The 26,810-nt window shown below is 48.9% G+C and carries 24 protein-coding genes; 16 read left to right on the top strand and 8 right to left on the bottom strand.

Annotated elements, in window-relative coordinates:
* Positions 1-116: 116 nt before the first annotated feature.
* Positions 117-782, top strand: coding sequence for an ABC transporter ATP-binding protein (locus tag DWX84_RS05535; RefSeq protein WP_005854666.1), 666 nt, complete (start codon positions 117-119; stop codon positions 780-782).
* Positions 783-903: 121 nt separating this feature from the next.
* On the opposite strand, the gene DWX84_RS05530 is transcribed toward DWX84_RS05535, so the two are convergent.
* Positions 904-1,239, bottom strand: a complete 336-nt coding sequence (locus DWX84_RS05530; protein ID WP_005864772.1) for a DNA-binding domain-containing protein — start codon at positions 1,237-1,239, stop codon at positions 904-906.
* A gap of 141 nt (positions 1,240-1,380) precedes the next feature.
* On the opposite strand from DWX84_RS05530, the gene DWX84_RS05525 reads away from it, so the two are divergent.
* From DWX84_RS05525 to DWX84_RS05500, 6 genes are all read left to right on the top strand, one after another.
* On the top strand, positions 1,381-2,682 hold the full coding sequence (locus DWX84_RS05525) for an ABC transporter permease (protein ID WP_005864774.1): 1,302 nt from the start codon (positions 1,381-1,383) through the stop codon (positions 2,680-2,682).
* 9 nt (positions 2,683-2,691) lie between these two features.
* Positions 2,692-3,960, top strand: a complete 1,269-nt coding sequence (locus tag DWX84_RS05520; RefSeq protein ID WP_005864777.1) for an ABC transporter permease — start codon at positions 2,692-2,694, stop codon at positions 3,958-3,960.
* 77 nt (positions 3,961-4,037) lie between these two features.
* A complete protein-coding gene (locus DWX84_RS05515) occupies positions 4,038-5,357 on the top strand; it encodes an ABC transporter permease (protein WP_008778171.1) in 1,320 nt (439 codons plus the stop codon).
* Positions 5,358-5,374: 17 nt separating this feature from the next.
* Complete coding sequence (locus DWX84_RS05510) at positions 5,375-6,673, top strand: ABC transporter permease (protein ID WP_048927622.1); 1,299 nt, start codon at positions 5,375-5,377, stop codon at positions 6,671-6,673.
* Between the two features lie 53 nt (positions 6,674-6,726).
* Positions 6,727-8,016: an ABC transporter permease gene (locus tag DWX84_RS05505; RefSeq protein WP_005864784.1), complete on the top strand. Its 1,290-nt coding sequence runs from the start codon at positions 6,727-6,729 to the stop codon at positions 8,014-8,016.
* 43 nt (positions 8,017-8,059) lie between these two features.
* A complete protein-coding gene (locus tag DWX84_RS05500) occupies positions 8,060-9,322 on the top strand; it encodes an ABC transporter permease (protein WP_048927623.1) in 1,263 nt (420 codons plus the stop codon).
* 98 nt (positions 9,323-9,420) lie between these two features.
* Here the strand turns inward: DWX84_RS05500 and DWX84_RS05495 are convergent, their stop codons facing one another.
* On the bottom strand, positions 9,421-9,978 hold the full coding sequence (locus tag DWX84_RS05495; protein ID WP_005854688.1) for a phosphatase PAP2 family protein: 558 nt from the start codon (positions 9,976-9,978) through the stop codon (positions 9,421-9,423).
* Between the two features lie 4 nt (positions 9,979-9,982).
* Positions 9,983-10,360, bottom strand: a complete 378-nt coding sequence (locus tag DWX84_RS05490; RefSeq protein ID WP_005864789.1) for a diacylglycerol kinase family protein — start codon at positions 10,358-10,360, stop codon at positions 9,983-9,985.
* A 218-nt stretch (positions 10,361-10,578) separates the two neighbouring features.
* On the opposite strand from DWX84_RS05490, the gene DWX84_RS05485 reads away from it, so the two are divergent.
* The 6 genes from DWX84_RS05485 to DWX84_RS05460 all read left to right on the top strand — a co-directional run bounded on the left by DWX84_RS05485 (position 10,579) and on the right by DWX84_RS05460 (position 17,334).
* Positions 10,579-11,619, top strand: coding sequence for a sensor histidine kinase (locus tag DWX84_RS05485; protein WP_121961157.1), 1,041 nt, complete (start codon positions 10,579-10,581; stop codon positions 11,617-11,619).
* Position 11,620: 1 nt separating this feature from the next.
* Positions 11,621-12,325: a LytTR family DNA-binding domain-containing protein gene (locus DWX84_RS05480; RefSeq protein WP_048927702.1), complete on the top strand. Its 705-nt coding sequence runs from the start codon at positions 11,621-11,623 to the stop codon at positions 12,323-12,325.
* Between the two features lie 125 nt (positions 12,326-12,450).
* Entirely contained in the window at positions 12,451-13,935 is a 1,485-nt protein-coding gene (locus DWX84_RS05475; protein WP_048927625.1) for a TolC family protein, read from the top strand.
* 9 nt (positions 13,936-13,944) lie between these two features.
* The gene (locus tag DWX84_RS05470; RefSeq protein ID WP_048927626.1) at positions 13,945-15,315 is read left to right on the top strand and encodes a sigma-54 dependent transcriptional regulator; all 1,371 of its coding nucleotides are present in this window, start codon (positions 13,945-13,947) and stop codon (positions 15,313-15,315) included.
* Positions 15,316-15,327: 12 nt separating this feature from the next.
* Positions 15,328-16,629, top strand: a complete 1,302-nt coding sequence (locus DWX84_RS05465; protein WP_005864800.1) for a PAS domain-containing sensor histidine kinase — start codon at positions 15,328-15,330, stop codon at positions 16,627-16,629.
* 312 nt (positions 16,630-16,941) lie between these two features.
* Complete coding sequence (locus DWX84_RS05460) at positions 16,942-17,334, top strand: Dabb family protein (protein WP_005854703.1); 393 nt, start codon at positions 16,942-16,944, stop codon at positions 17,332-17,334.
* A 65-nt stretch (positions 17,335-17,399) separates the two neighbouring features.
* Here the strand turns inward: DWX84_RS05460 and DWX84_RS05455 are convergent, their stop codons facing one another.
* Both DWX84_RS05455 and DWX84_RS05450 read right to left on the bottom strand, forming a co-directional pair.
* On the bottom strand, positions 17,400-18,497 hold the full coding sequence (locus DWX84_RS05455) for a phosphotransferase enzyme family protein (protein WP_005854705.1): 1,098 nt from the start codon (positions 18,495-18,497) through the stop codon (positions 17,400-17,402).
* An 89-nt stretch (positions 18,498-18,586) separates the two neighbouring features.
* Complete coding sequence (locus DWX84_RS05450) at positions 18,587-18,841, bottom strand: type B 50S ribosomal protein L31 (protein WP_005854707.1); 255 nt, start codon at positions 18,839-18,841, stop codon at positions 18,587-18,589.
* A gap of 223 nt (positions 18,842-19,064) precedes the next feature.
* On the opposite strand from DWX84_RS05450, the gene DWX84_RS05445 reads away from it, so the two are divergent.
* Positions 19,065-20,063, top strand: coding sequence for a class II fructose-bisphosphate aldolase (locus DWX84_RS05445; RefSeq protein ID WP_005854709.1), 999 nt, complete (start codon positions 19,065-19,067; stop codon positions 20,061-20,063).
* A gap of 70 nt (positions 20,064-20,133) precedes the next feature.
* Here the strand turns inward: DWX84_RS05445 and DWX84_RS05440 are convergent, their stop codons facing one another.
* Positions 20,134-22,140: a hypothetical protein gene (locus tag DWX84_RS05440; protein ID WP_121961158.1), complete on the bottom strand. Its 2,007-nt coding sequence runs from the start codon at positions 22,138-22,140 to the stop codon at positions 20,134-20,136.
* An 89-nt stretch (positions 22,141-22,229) separates the two neighbouring features.
* On the opposite strand from DWX84_RS05440, the gene DWX84_RS05435 reads away from it, so the two are divergent.
* Entirely contained in the window at positions 22,230-22,853 is a 624-nt protein-coding gene (locus DWX84_RS05435) for a DUF4923 family protein (RefSeq protein ID WP_121961159.1), read from the top strand.
* A gap of 6 nt (positions 22,854-22,859) precedes the next feature.
* Positions 22,860-24,227, top strand: a complete 1,368-nt coding sequence (locus DWX84_RS05430) for an MFS transporter (protein ID WP_057326676.1) — start codon at positions 22,860-22,862, stop codon at positions 24,225-24,227.
* On the opposite strand, the gene DWX84_RS05425 is transcribed toward DWX84_RS05430, so the two are convergent.
* Complete coding sequence (locus DWX84_RS05425) at positions 24,198-26,342, bottom strand: HRDC domain-containing protein (RefSeq protein ID WP_121961160.1); 2,145 nt, start codon at positions 26,340-26,342, stop codon at positions 24,198-24,200. The two genes, DWX84_RS05430 and DWX84_RS05425, sit on opposite strands and share 30 nt — an antisense overlap.
* Positions 26,343-26,434: 92 nt before the next feature.
* Complete coding sequence (locus tag DWX84_RS05420; RefSeq protein WP_121961161.1) at positions 26,435-26,797, bottom strand: MmcQ/YjbR family DNA-binding protein; 363 nt, start codon at positions 26,795-26,797, stop codon at positions 26,435-26,437.
* Between the last annotated feature and the right edge of the window lie 13 nt (positions 26,798-26,810).

Genomic DNA, 26,810 nt, shown 5'->3' with positions numbered 1-26,810 from the left:
TGGAATCAATGAGATACGTTTCTGGCACGTAATTTGCTTTTAGGTGGCAAAGCCTAGCGATAGCAAGAGTTTAACAATAACAAGAGTCAAACAATAACAATTAAAATATTACAGTCATGATCAAACTAACGAATTTACAGAAGATTTACCGTACGAAAGAGATAGAGACAGTCGCGTTGGAAAACGTGAACCTAGAGGTACAGCAAGGCGAGTTTCTCAGCATTATGGGACCCTCCGGATGCGGGAAATCCACCTTATTGAACATCATGGGCCTGCTGGACTTGCCTACCTCCGGCACGGTCGAGATCAACGGCGTGAACACGGTGGGCATGAGCGACAAGGAGTTGGCCGCTTTCCGTAACAAGCAACTGGGTTTCGTGTTCCAGAGCTTCCACTTGATCAATTCCCTGAACGTGCTGGACAACGTGGAGCTTCCCTTGCTCTATCGCAAGGTCTCTTCCTCGGAGCGCCGCAAGCTGGCCGAGGCCGTGCTGGAGAAGGTCGGCCTCAGCCACCGTATGCGCCATTTCCCGACGCAGCTCTCCGGCGGCCAGTGCCAGCGCGTGGCCATCGCCCGTGCGATCGTAGGTAACCCCGACATCATCCTCGCCGATGAGCCGACCGGTAACTTGGACTCCAAGATGGGTATCGAGGTCATGGACCTGCTCCACCAACTCAACAAGGAGGACGGCCGCACCATCGTAATGGTAACCCACAACGAGGCGCAGGCCAAGCAAACCAGCCGCACCGTGCGCTTCTTCGATGGAAGGCAGGTGCAGTAAGGGAGCCGTATACGGAGGATCTCCATGTGTGAGGCACTACTGGTGGCACCTTGCCTCATAGCTATGAGGTACGATACCTCAAACGTATGAGGCAAGGTATCACCCGTGGTGTCTCGATACCTCACATCACGGTGAAGGTAAGCGTACCATACCGGGGCTCTTTATAAAGGTGATAAGTAGGGGTGAACTGGGTGCAGACGATGGCTTCCCACTCGCCTGCCCCGAAAGCGAAGCCGGGGACGAAGCAGAGCCGCTGCCCGCTGTTGACGAGCGTCTCCTTGCGATACTCGCTCCGTTTGTCTACGACACGGGCGGCGATGTCATCGATGCTGAGCGTACGTTGCCATACGACGCTTCCCTTGTAGCTCGTGTTACCGGGCAGGTGGCTCTTGCTGACGCGGATGCTCTGCTTGCGAAACGGCTTGGGCAGCTCCGACTTAGGTATTTCTTTATCCATGATCTCGTGGTTTAATGAATGATTAAGTGGCAAAGATAAGAAAGATAACATGAATAGTATTTGGAAATACATGCTAAGCGTATAATAATTACGGAAAGCAGGCGGCAGATACCCATAAAACAAACTAACAAATAATGAACGATGTACAAGGTATACCTTAAACAAGCTTGGGCCTTGATGGGGCAGAATCGCTTCTTCACCGCCGTTTATATCATCGGTACGGGCTTGGCGATCTCGATGGTGATGGCCATAGCGGTGGTCTACCATATCCGGACGGCGAATATCGCCCCGGAGGTGAGCAGGGACCGGATGGGCTACGTATCGAACGTATCGTATGAGTTCAACGGGGGCAAAGGCTCGTTGAACAGCGGTTGCGGGCCCCGGTTCGTGAAGGAGGTCCTCTACGGCCTCGAGACACCCGAGAAAGTGGCGGTCACCACCAACGCCGCCATCATGCCTTATGAGGTGGGGGACATCTTCATCCAAGCGCCAGGTAGCGACGAGTCGCCGAAAGTACAATTGATGGGATGCGACGACGCGTTCTGGCAAGTCTACCGTTTCAGCTTCTTGGACGGGAAGCCGTTCGCCAGTGCCGAGTTCCTTTCCGGGATGCCCCGCGTGGTGCTCGACCGTTCCTTGGCACGCCGCCTGCTCGGGCGTACCGAGGTAGCCGGTCAGACCGTCTTGATCAACGATATAGAATATACGATTAGCGGCGTGGTGGAGGATATATCCGCCGTCGCTTCCGACGTTTACGCCGAGGCGTGGGTACCCTACACCTCGATGGCAAGTATCATGGATACCGCCTTGGAGGAGCGGGAAGGCTCGGTGGGACTGCTGCTCGCCAACTGCCTGCTGCGTGACGCCTCGGACCTTCCGGCCCTCTCCGCCGAGTTGGAGAAGGGAGTAAGACGCTACAACAGCGGCTTGCGGGAGGGACAGGTGAGAGTGGAGCCGCCCTGCTCGTTCGGCGACCAGTTATTGTCGCGGTTGTTCGGGCCGGAGACGTATATCGTCTTGGGCGTCGCCCTCTTCCTCTTCCTGCTAGTCCCGGCGCTGAACCTCTCGGGCCTGAACGCCTCGAGGATGCAAGACCGGGTGTCTGAGCTAGGCGTACGCAAGGCCTTCGGGGCGTCGCGGAAGACGTTGATGGGGCAGGTCTTCTGGGAGAACATGCTGCTGATGTTGCCCGGGGGCATGGCGGGATTGCTGTTCTCGTACGTGCTGGTGTCCGTATTCCGGGGCATCCTTCTTTCCCCCGGTTTGCATAGCATGGGCTCCGGGGCGGGTAACGATATCTTCCTCTCGCCGGGGATGCTGCTGAATATGGAGGTGTTCGCCTATGCGTTCGCTGTCTGCGTGGCGCTGAACCTGCTCTCTTCGATGATACCCGCTTGGCGTACCGTGCGGGTGAGTATAACGGATGCGTTGAACGATAAATAGGATACGGCTATGGTAATACATCTATTAAAGTTGATAAGGTCCCGTTTGGGAGGAAGCTGCTGGATACTGGTGGAACTGCTGGTCGTATTCGTGATCCTGTGGTTCATGATGTACTACTTCGTGGCGCAAGGGATGCTGACGCGGATGCCGGTGGGCTTCAAGCTGGATCACGTGTACAACGTGACGCTCGCCATACGGCCGTCCGACAGTCCCTCGTTCATCGCCTACGAGGAGGGGAGCGAGGAGCCGGTGCGGAACATCGAGCGTATCGTGGAGCGTATCGAGCGGCATCCCGACGTGGAGGTGGTAGGGCTCTCGTATTATTCGCTGCCTTATACCGACTCGAACATCGGCAGCAGAGTCTTGAAAGACTCGATCAACCAGCGGGTGCGGGCAATGATCGTCTCGCCGGGGTATTTCCGGGTGTTCGGCATCCGCTCCGCTACGGGAGAAAGCCCGGAGAGACTGGGGCAGACCCTGTCGGGGCTTCGGGAGGGGAGGGAGATGATCCTCTCCGCCGATCTGGCGAGCAAGCTATACGGCCATACCGACGTGATCGGGGCCGAGATCTATAATTACAACGATACCGTGCCCTGTCACGTGATAGCGGTTACGGAGCCGGTACGAAACTCCGAGTACGATTCCCGGAATCAGCATAGTGTCTTCTCTCCACTGGACTTGCGGGGGATGTTCGGCAAGGGCCAGTTGGACGAGAAGGGACTCACGCGAGTGCAGATCACGTTCCGCACCCGTCCGGAGGTCTCTACCTCCAACTACGCCGCCAAGTTCCGTAAGGAAATGAGTAGATCTTTGATGGTGGGTAATTACTGGGTATCGGAAGTGAGGGACTACGAAGGGATACGGGCCTTTTATCTCGAGAACTCGGAGCGGACGAGCGCCCATCGGCTGGTATCGGCCATGGGATTGTTCTTCTTGGTGAACGTGTTTCTGGCGGTGATCGGTACGTTCTGGTTTCACGTGAGCCGTCGCCGTTCGGAGTTGGGGCTACGTATGGCGATGGGCTCCACCCGCAAGGGTATAGAGGGGCTGATGATCGGCGAGGGCTTGTTGCTGCTGGCGATCGCTTCCGTGCCGGGCTTGCTGATCTGCCTGAATCTGGCGGTGGCCGATATCGTGCCCTGCGGCGTGATCCGCTTCACGGCCATTAGCCTGCTGACAGGGGGTGTCTTGGCGTTCGTCGTCTTCTTGGCTATCTGGTACCCGGCCCGTAAGGCGGCCCGGCAGGAACCGGCTGACGCATTACGGTATGACGGATAATAGAAAACAGGTAACACCCGGTTGTAGAGACGGGGCGTGCCCCGTCTCTCACCGACTGAATCGTATAATTAAATCGACTGAATATGTATAAGATCTACTTAAAACAAGCATGGGCCCTGATCCGGCAAGAACGGCTGTTCAGCTCGGTCTATATCGTGGGGACGGGATTGGCGATCTCGCTGGTGATGGTGCTGTCCATCGTGTTTTACGTGAAAATGGCCTCTATTTATCCGGAGATGGACCGGGACCGGTTGCTGACCGTGAAGAGCGCTGCGCTGAAGAATGAGAAAGGGGGCACGAGCAGTGGCCCGGTATCGCCCCGCTTCGTGGAAGAGTGCCTTGCGGGGGTGCCCGGCTTGGAGGCGTTGGCGCTATGTTGCGATGACGCTGCCTCCGCTTTCGTGCAGCCGGTGGGCAGTCCCGTGCAGATACCGGTCATGAAGATGGGGGTAAACGATGGGTTCTGGAAAGTATTCTCCTTCCGTTTCCTGGAGGGCAAGCCTTTCACCGAGGCCGATTTCCGGTCGGGGATGCCCGTGGCGGTAATCGCCCGCTCACTGGCCAAGAGGCTTTATGGAGAAGGTAGTGCCGTGGGGCAGACCTTGAGCCTCGACTTTACCTCATTTCGTGTGGTGGGCGTGGTGGATGACGTATCTTACCTGATGGATCGGGTTTTCTCGCAGGTCTGGTACCCATATACCCAAGTGCCCGACTTCGAGGAGCGGGTCCGATACTCGGAGGCGCGTATGCCCGGGCTAGGCCCCTTGAAGGTCTATATGCTCGTGAAGGACAAGGCCGATATCGGCAAGGTGCGGGAGGCGGTGGCGGATAACGTGCGTCGCTTCAACCAATCGTTGAACGTGGATGGCAAACGTGAGTTCTCCCTTCTTGGGCAGCCGGATCGCCATTGGGAGAGTATCTTCCGGTATTGGTCGAACGTGGAGCCGGATATCGTGGGAGACTTGAGCCGTTATGGGGTGATTTTCCTGCTCCTGCTGCTCGTCCCCGCCGTCAGCCTCTCGGGCATGGCCGATTCCCGTATGGAGCGGCGTCTGGGCGAGCTGGGCGTGCGGCGTGCTTTCGGGGCTCCCAAGGGGGCGTTGATCGGGCAGGTCTTGATGGAGAACTTCCTGTATACGCTGCTGGGCGGCTTGGTGGGACTGCTGTCCTCCTTCCTGCTGGTGACGTTCGCCAGCTCGTGGGTCTTCAAGATCGGCAACGGCTTCTCGGATGCCGCCCCGGATGGCGTGGACGTATCGCTCTCCATGGGGATGCTGTTCAACCCGTGGGTCTTCTTGATCGCCTTGTGCGTATGTTTCCTGTTAAACCTGATGTCGGCGTTGTGGCCCGCTTGGCGTGCGTCAAGACGGCCTATCGTTGATTCGTTGAACGCTTAAATGGAGGGAAGAAAGATATGTGGAAAATGACTTGGATACAATTGATGAACCGCTGGCGTAGCAACGTGTGGGTGTGCGTGGAGTTGCTGCTCGCCTTTTGCTTGGCGTGGTACATGGTGGATTACTTCTTCGTGGAGATCTATAACCGTAGCCTCCCCTCCGGGCGCGACTACGCCGATGTCTGGCAGGTAGAAATGGGCCTCTTGCCGGAAACCTCCCCCGACTATCGAGCCACCGAGAGCGACTCGATCGCCATGCTGGGAAATTATGAGCGGATAAAAGACCGCTTGCGTGATTATCCGGGAGTGCAGGCGATGGGCGCGGCCTCGGGCTGTTACTCCACGCCTTATACGGGCTGTTATTACGGTATCGGTTTGGCGAACGCGGCCGATACGAGCAAGCGGGAAGCGGTCATGAGGTATGAGATGGATCCTACCACGGATTTCCTGTCGGTCTTCAACCATTCGTACGCCAAAGACGGCTGTCCGGTATCTACATCCGATTTTGATTGGGGAGACCCCCGCGCTATAGTAACCACCCGGATGGTGGAGCGAAAGGTATTTGGAGAGGCATCCGCCGTTGGGCGTGAGGTGAAAGACCCTTTCGACGAGGAGGGCCCGACTTATATCGTAAAGGGCGTATTAGAGGATATCAAGCGTTTTGACAATAGCCTACCCCAAGGTGCCGCCTTCTTGGCGATCCGTCCCTCGGCGGAGGAGATCCCCGAGATGAATTATTTCATACGGATCGATCCTGCCGTGGCAGGCCCTCGTTTCGCCGATACGTTCCGGGAGAAGATGAGCCGTGAGCTTCGGGTGGGGAACTTCTACCTGAAACGCCTGACCTCCTATGAACGGATCAAGGCCGATACCGATTATTCCTTTGGCGTTACCTACGATTACCGGGTCCGTATGGCGTTGATGGCCTTCTTGGGCTTGAATATCCTGCTTTGCGTGATGGGTACGTTCTGGTACCGGGTGCGGATGCGCCGGGGAGAGATCGGGTTGCGCATGGCGATCGGTTCGCCCCGTGAAGAGATACGTAGCCAGATGGCTCGTGAGGGCATATGCCTGTTACTCATGGCTACCCCGCTCGCCTTGTTGATAGAGGCCCAATTCGTGATGGTCGGCTTCTTGGACATCCCCAAAGGGACCTTGCCGGAGCTTTACTGGCCGGCGATCCTGCCGCTCCGTTTCTTGCTGGTGAATATCCTGACATGGATACTGCTGGCTATCGTCATCCTGCTCGCCGTCTGGCTTCCCGCCAGCAAGGCCGCCGAGATGGAGCCGGCCGAGGCGCTGCGGTATGACGGATAACAGATAATGCCCCGTCTCCCACCGACTGAATCGTATAATTAAATCAAATGAATATGTACAAGATCTATCTAAAACAAGCCTGGGCCTTATTGAAAGAGAACAAGCTCCTTTCCGGAGTCTCTATCTTCGGTACGGCCTTGGCGATTTGCATGATCATGGTGATCGTGATCGTATGGCAGATGCGTACCGCCAATTACTCACCGGAAGACTATCGAGACCGGATGATGTACGTCAGTGATACCCGTGCCTCCTACAAAGAGAACGAATCTTATAACGACTGCTACTTTCTTGCTTCCCGTGTGGTGAAAGATTGTTTCTATCCCTTGCGCTCTGCCGAGAAGGTAGGCATGGCCTATCATGGCGTGCAACGCTTGGCGGCAGTGGCGGATCATACGGTGGAGTTCAAGTGCGACGTGACCTTTACGGATGCGGCGTTCTGGAATATCTTCAACTTTCGTTTCCTCTCCGGTAAGCCTTATGGCGAGGAAGAAGTACAAAGTGGCATCATGGATGCTGTGGTAAGCGAGTCCGTGGCACGCCGGTTGTATGGCACGACCGAGGTTGTAGGCCGTACCGTCGAGATCAGCTACGTGCCCTATACCATCCGTGCCGTCGTGCGGGATGTCTCCCTGCTAGCCGAGTCTGCCTATGGCGATGTCTGGTTGCCTTATACCACCGACAATTCCCTGTATGATAATGGTTCCGACCGTCTCGTCGGGGGCTTCCGTTGTTATATCCTCGCAAGTTCGTCCGCCGACTTTGATGCGATCCACTCCGAGGCTGAGGCGAATATCGCTCGCCTTAACGAATCGCAAAGCACGCACCTACTGAAAATTGGAGGAGGACCTGATACCCATTTGGGCGATTTGGCTCGCGAGGATGCTTTCTCTGAGCCGAATGTACGGGAACTGGTCATGAAATATGTTATCATCGTTCTTGTCCTTTTGCTGATCCCTGCCATCAACATGAGCGGTATCACGCAAAGCCGGATGCGTAAACGTATGGCGGAGATCGGGGTGAGGAAGGCGTTCGGGGCGACACGCTCGGAATTACTGACGCAGGTACTCTACGAGAATCTGTTGCAGACCTTGCTGGGAGGTGTGTTAGGTCTGTTTTTCTCATACGCCTCCGTATTGCTCTTGTCCGATTGGTTGCTAGATACGGGCACGGCATCGATGGGTATCGGTCGCACCTTCGTCAATGCGGAGATGATGTTCAATCCATTGATCTTCCTTTATGCGTTCCTTGCTTGTCTTGCGTTGAACCTGCTGAGCGCCGGCATCCCGGCTTGGCGAGCCTCAAGGATGCGTATCATCTCGGCTCTCAACGAGAATGTTCATTAATCTCCCGCGTTGGATGATAGCTATACTAAAATAATAGAAAGATATGATACGACATTTATTACAATTGATCTGGAACCAGCGCAAGCAAAACGCTTGGTTGTGGGCTGAGTTATTGCTGGTCTCGGTCTTCCTTTGGTTCCTTGTGGACTACCTGTATGTGATGGGGCGCACGTATACGGCTCCTCTGGGCTTCGATATCCGGCATACGTACAGCATCGTGATCAGCAGCCTCTCGGAAAGAAGCCCGGATTATATCCCGAAGGAGAAGCGGGAGCGGCCGGATGGTGTTCATCTGCTGACGGCGTTGGATCGCATCCGCACCTATCCCGGCGTGGAATCGGCCTGCCTTACGGATGGGGGGATGCCTTATTATATGGGAAGCCGTAACCTCGTTTGGCGGATTGATACGTTGCAGGTGCCCTGCCGCTATGCTTTCGTCACCCCGGAGTTCTTCGACGTGTTCCGTATCTATGATAAGGACGGCAAGACGGCTTCCTTGAAACGGGCCATCGAGGATAACAACTCCATCGTAATCTCCGCCGACGTGGAGACGATGAATCCCGGCCTTTCCCTACTCGGGCAAAAGGCGTACCGGGGGAATGTGACCGACGAGATCGAGGAGACGATCCGTGGTATCAGCGTCCCCATCCGCCGTCATGAGTACACCAAGGCGGAACCCAACGTCTATAGGGCCCTGCGGCTAAGCCGGATGGAGGAAGGATACTATGAGGGGATGATAGATGCCGTGCGACTCTGCGTACGTGTCCGTCCGGATGTCGATAATGCTGATTTCCCCGCACGCTTCCGCAAGGATATGGCCGAACAGCTTCGGCTAGGCAACCTCTATCTGCTAGACGTACAGCCCTTGTCATATATTCGCGACGGTTATATCCGTTCGATCGGCGTAGAGAACGAGGTGAAAACCCGTGTGGCGGTAGCCTGCTTCCTATTGGCGAATATATTCCTCGGCATCATCGGTACCTTCTGGTTCCGTACGGAATATCGCAAAGGCGAGATGGGGCTTAGGATGGCCTTAGGCTCTACCCGCCGTCAGTTGAACTCGATCATGGTGGGAGAGGGTGTCCTATTGCTGGTCTTGGCGTTCATCCCGTCCTTACTCATCAGCTTCAACATCGCCCATATGGATTTGATAGATACCTATCAGCTTCCGTTCACGTGGCTGCGCTTTGCGATTTGCGGAGGGATTACGTTTGTCTTGATCGTCCTCATGATCATCTGTGGCGTATGGTATCCCGCCCGCTCGACAGCCCGCTTGGAGCCGGCGGAGGCGTTGCATTATGAATAAGAGTTAACTTACATATTTCACACATACACACAATTGAAAGCCCGGTCTTGTAGTGATACATGGCCGGGCTGTTTTCGTGCTTGGCAAAAATCCGCGAGTTAAAACGTCATTGACGCATATACCCCATAATGCCCGTCTCCCGCTACCGGGCTGATAGACAGGTTATGTTTCTTCGCGAACGGACGGGTAAAGATATAGGCGCTACCGGCGCCGATAACGGCTCCCGCCGCCACGTCCCACCAATCATGCTTCTTTCCATAGACCCGGCTCCAACCCACGTAGGTAGACACGGCATAAGCCGGAATACCCCATTTCCATCCATAACGCCTTTGGATAAAAGCGGCTCCCGCGAAGGATACGGAGGTATGCATGGATGGGAACGAATGATTATCGCTGAAGTCGGGCCGCTCTTTCTTCACTAGGTATTTCAGCGCATAGGTTACGCCCAATGTCGTAACCCCGGTGAATACGCCTTGTTTCAGCCCTTGCCAGTCTTGGGTTGCCAATACGGTTGCTAGACTCGCCACCGGAGTGATAAACACCAATACGTCTCCCGAGGTCCGTACGGCTTTCCGGCTACCGGTCACCTTCAATTCTTGTCCGTTAACGGACAGGCATAGCATGAGCATTGTAATTGCGAAAAGGATATGTCTCATAGATTTAAAATATAGTTGCTATTTTAGGTATAAAAATGACGAACCCGACGATCGCTGCCGCTATCGCCATCAATAATACAGCTCCCGCCGCCAAGTCTTTCGTTCGCTTGATAGCCTCATTATACTCAGGGGAGACCAAATCTGCTAGGGCCTCGATGGATGAATTGACCGCCTCGGCAGCTAATACCGCCCCGATCACGATCGTTACTGCGATCCATTCCATGCGGGAAAGTCCAAATACCATTCCGGCGATAAGTACGCAAACTGCCGCGAAACAATGGATCCAAGCGTTATGCTCCTTCGTGATCAATAGCTTGATTCCGTTGAAAGCGAATTTAAAGCTTCTGGCTCTCTTTCGAAATGTGAAACCGTCATTCTTCATTTTTATAGCATCTCTTATTGAGGAGGGCAAATATAGGTATTTTTTGCCTTTATCGCATATCCTGACGAACAAACAGGATATTCACCTTTCATATTCCGCAATTCGTCAAGATTATTTGTTGGTTTTTATCTGGAACGATAACTTCGTTGATTAAAAAAGTGCCCGTGATACGAGCATAGATCAAAGTAAAAGAATAAATTTATGGCTTGAAATCAGATATGAAGATAAAATATAACTTTCTAAGTCCGTTGCTAATGGCGATATTGACGATCTGTTGCCTGTGGATTGTTACGGATGTCGCTTATGGTGTCCGCATGTGGGAGCTGGGAGTGGATGCGTGGATCGGGCGTATCAAGGCCCTTGCTATTATATTGATCGGCGTTAGCTTATCTTATTTGTTTTTTAATTACTTGGCTAATATTTTTTTAGATAGGAGTAAAGAGCGGAGGTCCCGCCCGGTGTTCCGGGAATATCTATGGGTGGTCTTGTTTAATTTAGTCGTGCTCAATATCGGCTTATATATCGTGATCTATTCTATAAATGGAACGACCTATCGGTGGGGAGAGGCGTTAATGATCAATGCGGTAGCTGTGCCGATCTTTCTCCTATACTATTTCTTGATCCGTAATAATATATTAGCCAAACGCTATTCGGAGAAAATCGTTCAATTGGAGAAACTGAGAGTAGATCAGCTGGAAACGCAATTGAAGCTGCTGAAGATGCAATACCATCCCCATTTCCTGTTTAATGCCTTGAATACGATCTATTTCTTGATCGATGAGGAAAATGAGGAAGCGATTGAGGCTGTAGAGTTACTTTCGGACTTACTCCGTTATCAATTATATGATATAAATACGAAAGTGACGATCGATGAGGAGATTGATTATTTGCGAACATATATTCAATTCCAGCGACTTCGTATGACGAAACGCTTACAGTTCGAGGAGTCCTTTGACCCGGAATTGACCGGACAAAAAATACATCCGTTGCTTTTCCTTCCATTATTGGAGAATGCGTTTAAATATGTGGGCGAAGCGTATTGGATACAAGTATCTATGCGGGAAGAGGGTTCAAAGGTATGCTTTGGGGTAAGCAATACTTTCAATCCGGACTCCTTGGAACAAAGAAAGGGGAAAGGCATTGGGATCGACAATCTGAGAAAACGGTTGGAGCTATTGTACCCGGATAAACATGAGTTACGTATAAAAAAAGACAATACCCGTTTTAGGGTTGAGTTATGTATTGATTTATCAGAATAATATGGAAATAAAGTGTATCATAACGGATGATGAGCCAATCGCCAGAAAAGGACTTCGGCGACACATCGGTAAAATTGATTTTCTGACCATCGTCGGAGAATGTGAGGACGCTATACAACTCAATAATATGCTGAATTCGGTTCAAGCGGATTTGCTTTTTCTGGATATAGAGATGCCGGATATGTCTGGACTGGACTTTTTGGAGAGTGCTCAGAACGCTCCTAAGGTAATTATCACCTCGGCATACGAGCGGTATGCGTTGAAAGGATATGAGTTTGACGTGGTGGACTATTTATTGAAACCGATCTCTTTTTCCCGTTTCCTGAAATCGGTCAATAAAGCACATGCGTTGATGGAATCTACATCGAAAAGCGAGGAGCCTGCTTATATCTTTGTCAAGACGGAGAAGCAACTTAAAAGGCTTTATTTAAAGGAGATTCAATTTATAGAGGGCATGGAGAACTATATTGTTATCCATACCCTCACTTCCAAAGAGATCGTTCATCTCCGGTTGAAGAGTATATTGGAAACGTTGCCGGCACAAATTTTTATGCAAGTGCACCGCTCTTTCATCGTGAATCTTTCTTATGTACAAGCGATAGAAGGAAATCTATTAATCATTGGGGAGCATAAAATACCGGTGTCGCGCCCTTTACGGGAAGAGGTCTATAAATCGATCGTCAATAATCAACTCATTCAAAGATAAGTATCCAAAAACGAACACACTGTTCATTATCGAACACTTTAAATATTCCTATTTGTCGGATTATCAATAGTATATGTTTTTGGCATGCCTTTTGCCTTAGGCAGGATAAAAAAACTTATACTAAGATGAGAAGGATCTATATAGCGATGTGTTGTCTGTGGGCGGGGATTTCGGGAGTATGTGCCCAAGACAATACGAATAAAGTTCGAATAACCCTGCGGCAAGCGATCCAGATCGCACAGCTTCAATCCGTAGACGCTGCCGTGGCGCTCAATGAGTTGCGAACGGCCTATTGGGAATTCCGTACGCATCGGGCGGATCAGTTGCCGGAAGTGATATTTACGGGGACTCTGCCTTCATATAGCAAGCAATACTCGAAGTACCAGCAATCGGATGGTTCTTATACCTATGTGCAAAACAATGCCTTAGGCTTAAATGGAGAGATCTCTATCGCCCAGAACATAGCCTTGACCGGAGGTAAGATCGCCTTGAATACCTCCTTGGATTTTACCCGTCAGCTAGGTAGTGGCGCTTACAACGAGTTTATGAGCGTACCTGTTAGTTTGACATTGACGCAACCGATCTTCGGCGTGAATGACCAAAAATGGAAACGTCGTATCGAGCCTGTTCGTTACCAAGAGGCTAAGGCCGCTTATATGGAGAACGTGGAGAATGTAACGATCGCTACCATCACGAATTACTTCAACTTACTGTTGGCGGAAGATAATCTGGATATCTGTAATCAGAACTTGCTGAACGCCAATAAACTCTATGACATAGCGGTAGCGAAGCGTAAGATCGGGCATATCTCGGAGAGCGAGTTGATGCGTTTGAAACAGTCGGCCTTGCAAGCGAAAGGTAAGCTAACCGAGGCTCAATCCAATTATAACGCGATGATGTTCAAGCTCCGTTCCTTTTTAGGGATGAGCGAGCAAGACGTGATCGAGCCTGTTCTTCCCGAGGCGATAGAAGGGGTCCGTATGGATTATCAGGCGGTATTGGAGAAGGCTCAAGAAAATAACTCGTTCTCAAAGAATATCATGCGCCGTCAGTTGGAAGCGGATTATGATGTGGCGACCGCCAAGGGAAACCGTCGAAGTATTAACCTGTTTGCCTCCGTGGGTTATACCGGTAAGGATGTGTCCATGCGAGGAGCTTACAACCCGTTGAAAGATAACCAGATCGTAGAGGTCGGGCTTTCGATTCCTATCTTGGACTGGGGAAAACGAAAAGGTAAGGTAAAAGTAGCCGAATCGAATCGGGATGTCGTACTTTCCAAGATCCGTCAGGAGCAAATGGATTTCAATCAAGATATCTTCCTCTTGGTGGAGAATTTCAACAATCAGGCCGCTCAATTGGAGATAGCCGCCGAGGTGGACACGTTGGCGGAAAAGCGCTACAAGACCTCGATCGAGACTTTCATGATCGGAAAGATCGATATCCTAGACTTGAATGACGCCCAGAGTTCGAAGGATGATGCGAAGCAAAAGCATATCCAAGAACTGTATTATTACTGGCGTTATTTTTATAACATCCGTAGTATAACATTGTATGATTTCTTGAATAATCGTACATTAGATGCCGATTTCGAGGAAATCGTGAAACGATAAATTGATTATATGATACTGATAATAGATGATGATGCGGCTGTTCGTTCCTCGCTTACATTCCTGCTAAAACGTGCGGGTTTCCGGTCGGAGGCGGTTCCGGGGCCGAAGGAGGCCTTGGAGGTGGTCCGTGCCACGGCGCCGGAGCTGATCTTGATGGATATGAACTTCACGCTGACTACCACGGGCGAGGAGGGGATTCAATTATTGAGACAGGTGAAGATCTTTCGTCCCGATGTACCTGTGATCTTGATGACCGCTTGGGGATCGATCTCTTTGGCAGTGCAGGGAATGCAAGCCGGAGCCTTCGATTTTATCACGAAGCCTTGGAATAACTTGGTATTATTGAAATCGATCCGGACCGCCTTGGAATTGAGCGAGCAGAAGAAAGAGACAAACGCTCCCTTGAACCGTTCGGATGCCGACCATAAATTTCATTTTGATAAGATCGTGGGGCAAAGTGCCGCTTTGATGGATATATTGGGGACGGTCTCGCGTATCGCCCCGACAAATGCCTCTGTTTTGATTACCGGCGAGAGCGGTACGGGTAAAGAGCTGATAGCGGAAGCGATCCATGCGAATAGCCCCCGGTCGAAAGAGGCTTTCGTAAAGGTAAACCTAGGCGGACTATCCCAGAGTCTTTTTGAAAGCGAGATGTTCGGACATAAGAAGGGGGCTTTTACGGACGCATACATGGATCGGGTAGGACGTTTCGAGATGGCGAACAAAGGTACGATCTTCTTGGATGAGATCGGCGATTTAGAACTGTCTTGCCAAGTAAAGCTACTTCGGGTATTGCAAGACCAGACCTTTGAGGTCTTGGGGGATAGCCGCCCCCGGAAGGTGGATATACGGGTCGTAAGCGCTACGAACCGGGATTTACGATCGATGGTGGCGGACCGTACGTTCCGTGAGGATCTTTTTTACCGGATCAATTTGATCACGGTGCATTTACCCGCCTTGCGTGAGCGAAGGGAGGATATCCCATTGCTGGCCCGGTATTTCGCGGATAAGCAATCGGAGGTCAATGGGCTACCGAGGGTGGAGTTCTCATCGGATGCCCAGACCTATTTAAGCCGTCTTCCTTTTCTCGGTAATATCCGTGAGTTGAAGAACTTGGTGGAGCGGACGATCCTTGTGTCGGGTAAGACGCTTTTGGATGCCGCTGATTTCGAGGTTCATTGCATGAATACATCCGGCTCTAAATCAACGATTCCGTCTTCTTTGGAGGGCTTGACCTTGGATGAGTTGGAGAAGCAAACCATCTTACGCTCCTTGGAAGCGCATGGAGGTAATTTATCGCATGTCGCTACGGCACTGGGAATCAGTCGTGCCGCATTGTACCGGAGATTAGAGAAATACGGAATCCCGATCGATAAATAAGAAGAGGCGAGGATGAGGCTGAAAGGATTATTTTGGATATTGACGACGCTGCTGTTGACTATATTGGCGGTGGTGACTTATTATGTCTTTTATACGTCTTCTATCCGGATGTTTTTTGCGGTAGAAGCCTTGGTCTTGCTTACGATCATCTATTTATTTGTCTTTTATCGCCGTATCATAAAGCCCTTGCATATCATCGGTAACGGTATGGAGTTGTTGAAAGAGCAAGACTTTAGTTCCCGCTTGGGAAAGGTCGGGCAAACGGAGGCAGACCGGGTGGTCGATGTGTTTAATAAGATGATGGAGCAGTTGAAGAATGAGCGTTTGCACCTCCGGGAGCAAAACCATTTCTTGGACTTGCTGGTCAACGCCTCTCCGATGGGAGTGATCATCTTGAACTTGGATGAGGAGATTCTATCCATGAACCCGGCCGCATGTAAATTGTTTGGCGCGCAAAGCTCGGAGGATATGGTGGGAAAACGTTTTCTTCAACTAGATTCTCCCTTGGCGGAAGAATTGGTACGGGTTCCGATGTATCAAGCGCAAACCGTCCGATTGAACGACGCTAATATTTATAAATGTACGCATTCTTCATTCGTGGACCGGGGCTTTCACCACCAGTTTTATTTGATAGAGACGTTGACCCAAGAGGTGTTCAAGGCCGAGAAGAAAGCGTATGAGAAAGTGATACGTATGATCTCTCATGAGGTGAATAATACGACCGCGGGTATCACCTCTACCTTGGATACGTTGGAGTCTACTTTCAGCGGGATGGAAGATATGGAGGATGTCTGCGAGGTTTTGCGGGTCTCCATAGAACGCTGCTATAGCATGAGCCATTTTATCACCAATTTCGCTGATGTGGTGCGTATACCCGAGCCCCAAAGTCGTCCGCAAGAATTGAACCAAGTGGTGTCCGCTTGTAAACGCTTTATGGAGACGGTTTGCCAGAACCGGAATATCGAGATTGTTATGGATCTGAGCGAGGAATCTCCAGTCGTGAATTTGGATAATTCATTATTCGAGCAAGTCTTGGTCAATATTATCAAGAATGCCGCCGAATCCATCGAGCGAGATGGAAAGATTTATATCCGGACGACTGTGCGTCCCACCTGCTTGGAGATAGCCGATACGGGCAAGGGCATCGACAAGGAAACGGAAACTAAACTATTCAGTCCGTTCTTCTCTACGAAACCGAACGGACAAGGTATCGGCTTGATCTTTATCCGTGAGGTACTGTTAAAACATGATTGCCGATTCTCTCTCCGCTCTTACGCGGATGGATTGACAAGGTTTAAGATTTGGTTTAGTTGAAATAATCCCTTTATTGTTTAAGGTTTTTTTCTTGTAGGCTAAGACTGTATCCTTACAGATGTTAGCCTTTTTGTCTGCTTGTATTCATCATGCAACAGCCGTTGCATGATCATCTACCAACTGTTGCACGATCTTCTACCAGCCGTTGCATGATCGTCCAACAGTTGATAGATGATGGATGTCTCTAGAGGAAAAGTCTAAAGATAGGGATGGAAAGGACTAAAGGATACGGAGGTTTTGGGCAAGCTGTACTGGATTTTATACTATCTTTGGGCCGTATAACAAAGCAATAGAAATCTAATCTTGAATATCATGAAGAAAGTAGTATCTGTATTATTTATCCTTGCGATTATCGTATTTTCTGTATTAATGGTAAGCTATTCGAGTGATCAAAAGCCGGAGAAAGTTCTTCGCCATGTTGTTATGTTCGGTTTTAAGCCGGATGTGTCCGAGGCGCAGGTGAAAGAGGTTGAGGATGCCTTTTGTAAGTTGCCTTCTCAAATCGACTTGATCAAAGGATATGAGTGGGGAACGGATTGTAGTCCGGAGGGATTGCAACAGGGCTTGACTCATTGCTTTTTCTTGACTTTTCATTCGGATGCGGATCGGGACGCCTATTTGGTACATCCGGCGCATAAAGCGTTTGGCAAGGTGTTAGGAGGGAAGGCATCGGCGGTTACGGTGTTGGATTATTGGACGAAATAAAAAGAATGGGCGGGATGAATCGATGAGTCATCCCGCCCGTTTTTATATTCCTCAGTTACTTTATATTATAACCATTGATTCATGAACTGATCCATCTCTTCCGCATGGGCTTCTAGGCTTTGAAGTAGCTTGAATTGGGCTTTTGTGCGGATTAAGTTATGTTTCGGGCTATGGATCTTGTAATAGGTATCGCCGTTGATATAATCGGTTAAGAAACGAACGGTCTGCATATAAGTCAATAAGCGTCCACCGTAAGGTAGCAATTTGATCTCGGTAGGAGTTAAGAACGCCTTGGCTTTTTCCATATATCCACGGGTATAGGCTTTGAATATCTCCATATTAACGTTTACATTATCCAGATTCTCATCGTCCTCGGCACCCGTATTGGCTCCGGTACGGATAAAGTCGCCGATATCGGAAAGGACGAAACCCGGCATCACGGTGTCCAAGTCGATCACGCAAAGCACCTTGTCGCTATCAGCGTCAAACATCATATTGTTAACTTTTGTATCGCAATGGTTCGTGCGTTTCTTCAATTGGCCCTCACGGTACAGGCGTTCTTGGATGCACATCGCTTCGGCACGTTTCTCGATCTCCTCTACCAAATCTTTCACCTCTTCCAACCGGCCTGCCGGATTAGCGGCTACAGCCTCATGGAATTGTCGCAAGCGGAACTCCATATTATGGAAATCCGGGATGGTCTCGCCCAGCGTACCCTCGGGTATATCGGACAACATAGTCTGGAAATCACCGAACGCTTTGCCAGCCTCATAAGAAAGCTCAGGAGTTACTTCCTCATAGCTTTTGCTGCGAGGGATGAATAGGCATACCCGCCAATAACTATCTCCGTCGAAATAATATTTTTTCCCGTCTTTAGTCGGCAAGAAGGTTAATACCTTACGGTCGATATCCGTTTCACCTTTTTCCTCCAGCTTTTTGCGGATATGAGTGGTAACCACATGGATGTTATTTTGCAGCATATCCACATTGGTGAAGATTAAATGGTTGATACGCTGTAGCACGTATTTGATCTCCCCTTTCTCGTTGGTCACTTTCAATGTATCATTAATGTGTCCGTTTCCGAATGGTTCAGCGGAAACTACTTTCTCGTCCAACTGGAACTGATCCAAGATGTTTAGTAATTGTTCTTTCGTTTTTGCCATGATATTTCATTATGTTAACTCCCGCGAAGATACAAAAAAAGGCCACGATACAAATCGTGACCTTTTTTTATTTCTTAAAGAAAGAAATCTTATTTCTTGTTACGGTTACCATAACGGCTCATGAACTTATCAACACGTCCGGCTGTATCGACCAACTTAGACTTACCAGTGTAGAACGGGTGAGAAGTGTTAGAGATCTCGACCTTTACCAACGGATAAGTTACGCCGTCGATCTCGATCGTCTCTTTAGCGTTAATAGTAGAACGAGTGATGAATACATCATCGTTTGACATGTCCTTAAATACTACAGGACGATAATTTTCAGGATGAATACCTTTTTTCATTGCTTTATTATCTATTTTAATTTATACTCTGTATATATTTGGTAACCGGTATTTTGGCTTGCAAAGGTAAGGGTTTGCCACAAACAAACAAAGAAAATCGTATTATTTTTTTCAAGGGCGTTGATTTTGTGTTATTTTATATGCTTTGAAGCATCATTTGTCGTGAATCTTGATTATCTTTGTGCAAGTTTTTAATCATTAACGTAATAACATAATAACAACTATGGTAAATTACAAAGATTTGGGCTTGGTGAACACAAAAGAAATGTTCGCTAAGGCTATCAAGGGCGGATATGCTATCCCTGCTTTCAACTTCAATAACATGGAACAGATGCAGGCTATCATCAAGGCTGCTGTAGAGACAAAATCTCCGGTTATTTTGCAAGTTTCAAAGGGCGCTCGCCAGTACGCAAACGCTACTTTGCTTCGTTACATGGCACAGGGTGCTGTTGAATATGCTAAGGAATTAGGTTGCCCGAATCCTCAGATCGTTCTTCACTTAGACCATGGTGATACGTTTGAGACTTGCAAGAGCTGTATCGACTCTGGCTTCTCATCTGTAATGATCGACGGTTCTCACCTTCCTTATGAAGAGAACATCGCTTTGACTAAGAAAGTTGTTGAGTACGCTCATCAATTCGATGTAACTGTAGAAGGCGAGCTTGGTGTATTGGCAGGTGTTGAGGATGAGGTTTCTTCAGACCACCACACTTATACCAATCCTGAGGAAGTTATCGACTTCGCTACTCGTACGGGCTGCGATTCTTTGGCTATCTCAATCGGTACTTCTCACGGTGCTTATAAGTTCACTCCGGAGCAATGTACGATCGACCCTGTTACAGGTAAGATGGTTCCTCCTCCATTGGCATTCGACGTTTTGGACGCTGTTATGGAGAAACTTCCGGGATTCCCTATCGTTCTTCACGGTTCTTCTTCTGTTCCTCAGGAAGAGGTTGAGACTATCAACAAATTCGGTGGCGCTTTGAAGGCTGCTATCGGTATTCCTGAAGAGTGGTTGCGTAAGGCTGCTAAATCTTCTGTATGTAAGATCAATATCGACTCAGACTCTCGTTTGGCGATGACTGCCGCTATCCGCAAGACTTTCGCTGAGAAACCGGCTGAATTCGATCCTCGTAAATATCTGGGCCCGGCTCGTGATAACATGGAGAAACTTTACAAACACAAGATCATCAACGTTCTTGGTTCTAACGACAAGTTATAATCGGAAGTTTCTTGATATAAATAAAGAAAGCCATCTCGGTATCGGGATGGCTTTTCTTTTGGTCTGTAGTTTAGTCTTTTAATACCTTACGAAGCGCTTCCAACATCGGATCTACGGTAAGATCGTTGCCGGTAGCTTGCTTGATCCACACATTCGGGGTGAGGCGGCCTTGCTTGAAGATACGGCTAACCTCATTCGCGAAATCCTTGCCGTTGAGGTAGTTCTCAAGTTGGAACTCGATAATCTGTCCGAAAGCGTAGGCGGAAAGGTAGAGCGGATAACCGATCATATGGGAGTAAATCGCTAGAACGGTCTCGTCTTTCACACCGAATACCGGAGCGTAATACTTATTCCAGATTTCCTTGGAAAGACGGATCACGGCCTCCTGCAATTCCCCGGCGGTAGCGTTAGGATGTGCGTACATCCATTTCCATACGGAGATATCCAGCATGGAAACACCGCAAATCTCATACATGCTCCATATCTTATCCAAGATATCCATCTTTTCTTTTTCCGGATTCTCGTCTTTTATGCCCAGTAACTCAAGGTCTCTTTTCTGGAAGACAAAGGCCAGCGCTTCGGTGAAAGCCGTATTGGGAACTCCGTTGAGCATATAATAATCGACATCATATAATGAGATCGTTTGCTCTACGTTGTGCCCAAACTCATGGATGGCGATATTATATCCTTTGTAATCCATCCCTTGTGAAGGAATACGGGTACGTAAACGGGAACGCTGGCCTTTCATGGAGGCTCCCCACGCATGACCGGAACCACGGGCGGGATCGACTGCGATCTTATCCGCCAGATATTGGGCACGATCGGGGCTGAATCCTAGTTTCTGTAAGATGTCCGGTAGCTTCTTTTCCATCGTTACCGCATCGGGATACAGGGTACGGGTTTGCTCGTTTAGCTTGTTCTCGTCCAGATTGCTACGGGCCTTGAAGCCATCGTACCATATATCGTAGGCTTCCAGTTTGCGTCCGAGGCGTTTGGAGATGATTTTCCCCACTTCCTTTAGTTCGGGGGCGGAAAGGAACTGATCGAACAGGGCTTCTACATCGTTGACATCTATTTCCATATCTTCCGTGAACTTACGGTCTATATAAGTGTTTCCCGTATATTTGTCTATACGCTGCATGGCGTTGAAGTTATTCAACATTTTCTGATAGCGGGCCGGGCTTTCAGGGGTACCTTCTAGTTCATTTCCAGCTTGGGATAACGTATTGGCGTACGGGTTCCATTCGTAACGATCCGAGTTGATCACCTCTTTCGGGATTTCTTGCGAGATGATTCGCTTCATGACCTCATATACCATCCGTTGTTTTTCCAATCCCTCTTTTCCTTTGTTATAATTGGCCTTGATCTCGTCGCGAAGGTTCCAATGGCAAAGTAAGCGCATGTCGGAGGGGAAAATGGTTTTTCCTTTAGGAGTTAGTAAATGCCCCATATAGATATTATAATCCGCGATGTAAATATCTGCGTCACTTTCCGTATCGGCGGCGGCTTGCTTTACTTCCGCCGGTATCCGTTCCGTAAACATATCGCCCAGACGGGCGTAGGCCCATGCTTTACGGTCATCACCTAACGCCTCTTTCTCCTTGAGAGTAAGTTGGGGAAAGTTGAGGGCGATGATGAAGCCGATCTTGTTGGCGTATAGATCGTCCATTAGGTGGGAACTGGGGCTGTAGGACCCGAATTTCTCGTCGATGGCGTGTAGAGGTCCGGTATCTAGATTCAAATTTCGTTGCAGACAGAGTACCATCTCGTTGAAATTGCCATTGATACCTTCAAGATACTCGCTGATCTTGAGGAAAACTTGGTCTTTTTCGGCGGGATCGGATAGATAATTCTCCCGGCAGAAGGTTTGAAACGCTTGCTCATCCCCATCGGAGGTTTGCCAGAGGCGGGCTACTTGCTCGACACCCTTCGTGATTCCTGCTTGATTCTTAGCGTCCTTGGCTATTAGCTCGTCTATCGTAGCTTTTACGATAGAAGGCTGGATGCTGGCTTGCCCTTGCATAAAGCCAAAGGCGCAGGCCAGTAACATACAAATACGTACGACTTGCTTTCTCATGGTATGTTTGTATAAAGTTATTTAAAACAAATGTATGAATAATATTCGTATCTTTGGCCGATTTTTCTAATTGAGTAAAAAACAAAGAGATGAAAAAGTTACTATGTATGTGGATGGCCGTATGCGGCCTTTTGTTGATTCCCGGAAACATGAAGGGACAGTCCTTGAAAGATATCTTAAATTCATCTGCCGTAAAGAACGCCGTGACTTCTGTCACCGGAGGGAAAGCCGTGACTTTCGAGAATTTACAGGGAACTTGGATGTATGTGAATCCTGCCTTGCGACTGGAAGGTGATAATGCCTTGAAGAATGTAGCGGGAAGCTTGGCGGCTACCGAGGCAGAGAAGAAAATGAAGGAATATTGCGAGAAAGTAGGTATCGTGGAAGGTGTATTTAATTATGTCTTTAATTCGGATAGTACGTTTACGAGCGCATTGAAAAGGGGAAGCCTGAAAGGTACTTACTCGGTGAGTCCGGAAGATAAAACGGTGACGTTACGGTATACGGTGGGTAATAAGAAGCTGACCGTTTCTACGCTTACCGCCCATGTCGTCCTTTCTGGTAATGAGTTGACATTGCTTTTTAACGCGGATAAATTACTGAAGTTCTTGAGCACGGTTTCTTCTATATCTAGCAATACGACCTTGAAAGCCATCAATAAGTTGGCGAGTGAGTACGATGGCATGATGCTGGGTTTCGATTTGAAGAAATAATGTAATATGATACGATTTATACCGAGGCGCTATTGGGCAGTAATAGCGGTTGCGTTGGCATTAATCATGTCCGTGTTGGACGGCACGATTGTCAACGTGGCGCTTCCTACCTTGTCCCGTGAATTCGGGACATCCCCTTCCTCCACGATCTGGATTGTCAACGCTTATCAGCTAACGATTACGATGTCTCTTTTATCGTTCTCCGCTTTGGGAGATATTTATGGATATAAGCGGATTTTCTTGATCGGGACGACAATATTCTGCTCAACGTCATTATTCTGTGCCTTATCCTCGTCTTTCGCCATGTTGACGGTCGCGAGAATATTGCAAGGGATCGGAGCCTCGGCTATCATGAGCGTGACGACCGCTTTACTTCGTATTATTTATCCTCCTCAATATATAGGGCGGGGAATGAGTATCAATGCCATGGTCGTGGCGGTATCGATTGCTGCCGGGCCGTCGTTGGCGGGCGCTATCTTATCAGTCGCTTCTTGGAATTGGTTGTTCGCTATCAACGTACCTTTAGGGATTTGCGCGATTATAACGGGTTATTTTCTTTTGCCTCAAAATCCTTGCAAGGATGGGCCGAAACGAAAGTTTGATAAGATCGGTGGAATCTCGAATGCCTTGACTTTCGGATTGCTGATTTATTCGTTGGAAGGCATCGCCCATCATGAGAACTGGAGAATGATCGCTTTACAGGTTCTTCTTCTATTGGTGATCGGAACATTTTTTATCCGCAGGCAACTACGGCAGGAGGTTCCGATATTGCCATTGGACTTGATGCGGATTCCGATATTCGCCTTGTCCGTATTATCCTCGATTACTTCATTTACGGCACAGTTGTTGGCGATGGTATCATTACCCTTTTATTTGCAAAATGTAGCCGGCAGAAATGAGGTGGAGACGGGGCTGCTGTTGACTCCTTGGCCGGTAGCGACGATCTTGACCGCTCCGGTAGCCGGGAGGCTGATCGAGAAATATCATCCCGGATTGTTAGGCGGTATCGGAATGGTGGTGTATGCGACCGGACTTCTTCTATTGGCTTTATTGCCGGGGCAACCCACCAATATGGACATCGCTTGGCGATTGATGCTTTGCGGTATGGGCTTCGGCCTGTTCCAGACCCCGAATAATAGTACGATGATATCGGCCGCCCCTCGTTCCCGGAGTGGTGGGGCGAACGGTATGCAAGGTACGGCACGACTGCTGGGGCAAACGCTGGGGACGACATTTGTCGCTTTGATCTTTAGTGTCACCTCTGCGACCGATAGTATGCCGGTTTGTATGTATGTGGCGGTCGGTTTCGCTTTAGTCGCCGCTATCGTGAGTTGTCTCCGTATCTCACAGCCCGTTCCCATGCGTGGAAGGTGAGTAGGAAGATACGATTTCTAATAGGGTCTCACCGTAGTTCTCTATGATCTTTTTGCCGATTCCGGGTATCTTCAACAGTTCTTTCGAGTTCGTGGGCAAAGTGTTGCAAACGCCAATTAAGGCTTTCTGTTGCAAGATCGTGTAAGGAGGCAACTCCTTTTCTACGGCAAGCTCGTATCTCCATTGTTTCAAACGGGCATATAGCTCAGGATGTAAGACATCCGTGGAGACGGGGATCTTTTCCGCTTCCGTCGATTTCCGTGTCGATTTCCGCTTGCTGGCAACAGCCGACTCCTCAATGTTCGCTTTAGCCTTGGCGGATAGATAGTCGATGAGACGAAAACCATCTTGGCAGGCTTTTAATGTAGCGACCTTGATCGTAAGCTCATCGCTGAAAGCTTTTAATGCGGATGTAAATGCCTTACGGGCCTCTTTATTGTCGATCTCCACGTCGGAAGCCTCTATCAAAGGGAGGCAATAGGTCTCGATCTTTTCCAGAAAGTAAGCGCAACCTTTTCGGATGCGGTCTTGTATATGCTCGTCCGTATCATAGAGATTCGTGCTGGAGATCATACGGGTGAGTTGCTGGCAGAAACGTTCGCCTACTTCTACTATATCCGAACGGAAATAATCCCGTACCCGGGGATATTGGTTGCTTAATTCCGGGTATAGTTTTTGCAGATGGGTGTATGCCGCGTAAGATGTATATTGCAACTTTTGTTGTACGGGATTGAAGTCGAATAGCTCGGTTGCCAATCTCAAATAATACTGTTGTTGGGCTTGACGCAGTTGGTCTTCACACGGTTGACGCTCCGAGAGGGAAGAGGTATAACTTAATATCTTCTCATCGCTAATCATGGCGTTTCGAGTGATCGGGCTACTCAATACCATTCCTTCCAATGTCTTGCAACGGCTCAAGGCAACGTAGACTTGTCCGTGTGAGAAGGCGGCGGATGCGTCGATGATGGCATGTTCGAAAGTCAAGCCTTGGCTTTTATGGATCGTGATCGCCCAAGCGGTTTTCAGTGGGTATTGGCTGAAAGAGCCGGCGATTGTTTCCGTGATATCCTTCGTGTTCTCGTCGATCGTATATTTCACGTTTGTCCATGTCTCCCGGTCTACGGTGATATCGTTTCCTAATTCGTCGGATACGATAATCTTGCTCGGGCTGATGAAGACAATTCGGCCGATCTTTCCGTTATAATATCGTCTTTCGCCGGAAGAGTCGTTTTTTACGAACATGACTTGAGCGTCTTGCTTTAGCTCCAATACCTCGTCGGTCGGGTAGGAGTAAGCCGGAAAGTCATCCTTGATCTCTGCCTTATACGTATAAGCCGGGCCGGGTAATTCTTGCAATTTCCGGTTATTGATTTGCTGGGCTTGATAATTATGGGTTGTCAGTGTGATATAACCCGCTTTGTCATTTGGTTTAAAATTGGGGATATAACGTTGGTTTAAGGTGTGTAGCGTATTCTCGTCGAAGCGGTTTTCCCGGATATTGTTCAATAAGTGTACGAACGTATCGTCCGCTTGGCGATATACTTGAGTTAATTCGATGCAAAGATAATCACTTTCGGAAAGAGCCTTACTGTCAAAAAAGAAGGGAGAGGCGTAATGTTCTCTCAACAAATTCCATTCGTCCTCCTTCGCTACGGGGGCTAATTGTTGTAAATCTCCGATCAATAATAATTGAACGCCCCCAAAGGGTTTATTCCTATCCCGGTAACGACGTAGCATATCACTGATAGCGTCCAGCAAATCGGCACGTACCATACTGACCTCATCAATAACGAGCAGGTCCATACTACGGATGATATTGATCTTATCCCGGCTGAATTTATGAGAATAGGATTTATTTTGCCCGGAGGCCATTTCGCTACCCGGTATATACGGTCCGAAAGGTAGCTGAAAGAAGGAGTGAATGGTTACCCCTCCCGCGTTAATCGCCGCCACTCCGGTAGGTGCTACCACAATCATCCGTTTTGGGGAAGTCTCTTTAAGTTTTTTCAAGAATGTGGTCTTTCCTGTTCCCGCTTTTCCGGTAAGGAAGATGTTGGTTCCGGTATTTTCCAGATAGTTGAAGGCAAGGTCCAATTGTAAATTTGTTTGCATCATATTTAAGTCGTTTAGGTGAATTCACAAATGTACGTATAATCTTTCAAACGTCCTTCTCAAATGGAAAATAAACGGAGTAACTGCGCTAAAATCTACATCCCTTTTTCCTTTTTAGGAAGAGATTGATATACGATATCGTAGGATTGTTTTATAAGCTCTTTGATCTTGTTGTCGGGTACATCTTGATTAAAATAGATACTAATCCAGTATTTTTTATTCATATGCCAACCGGGTGTTATTCCTGAATATCGGGCTTGTAATTCACCCGACTCATTGGGATCGCATTTAATACAACAAAAATCAAATACTTCGATATTCACAAAACAAAACCATTTACTTCCTACATAAAAGCAAAGAACGTCCCGACTGTATTTATCAGGGACATTCGTGAAAGGCATTTTTTCATAAACACCATTCAACGAAAGGCAATATTCCCTAAACTCTTCAATATTCATAACTTTCGTATGT

Source organism: Parabacteroides sp. AF21-43 (assembly GCF_003635435.1).
GTDB classification, from domain to species: domain Bacteria; phylum Bacteroidota; class Bacteroidia; order Bacteroidales; family Tannerellaceae; genus Parabacteroides; species Parabacteroides distasonis.
Note: the sequence above shows the minus strand (reverse complement) of the source record. Positions and strands in the feature narration are given on the sequence as shown.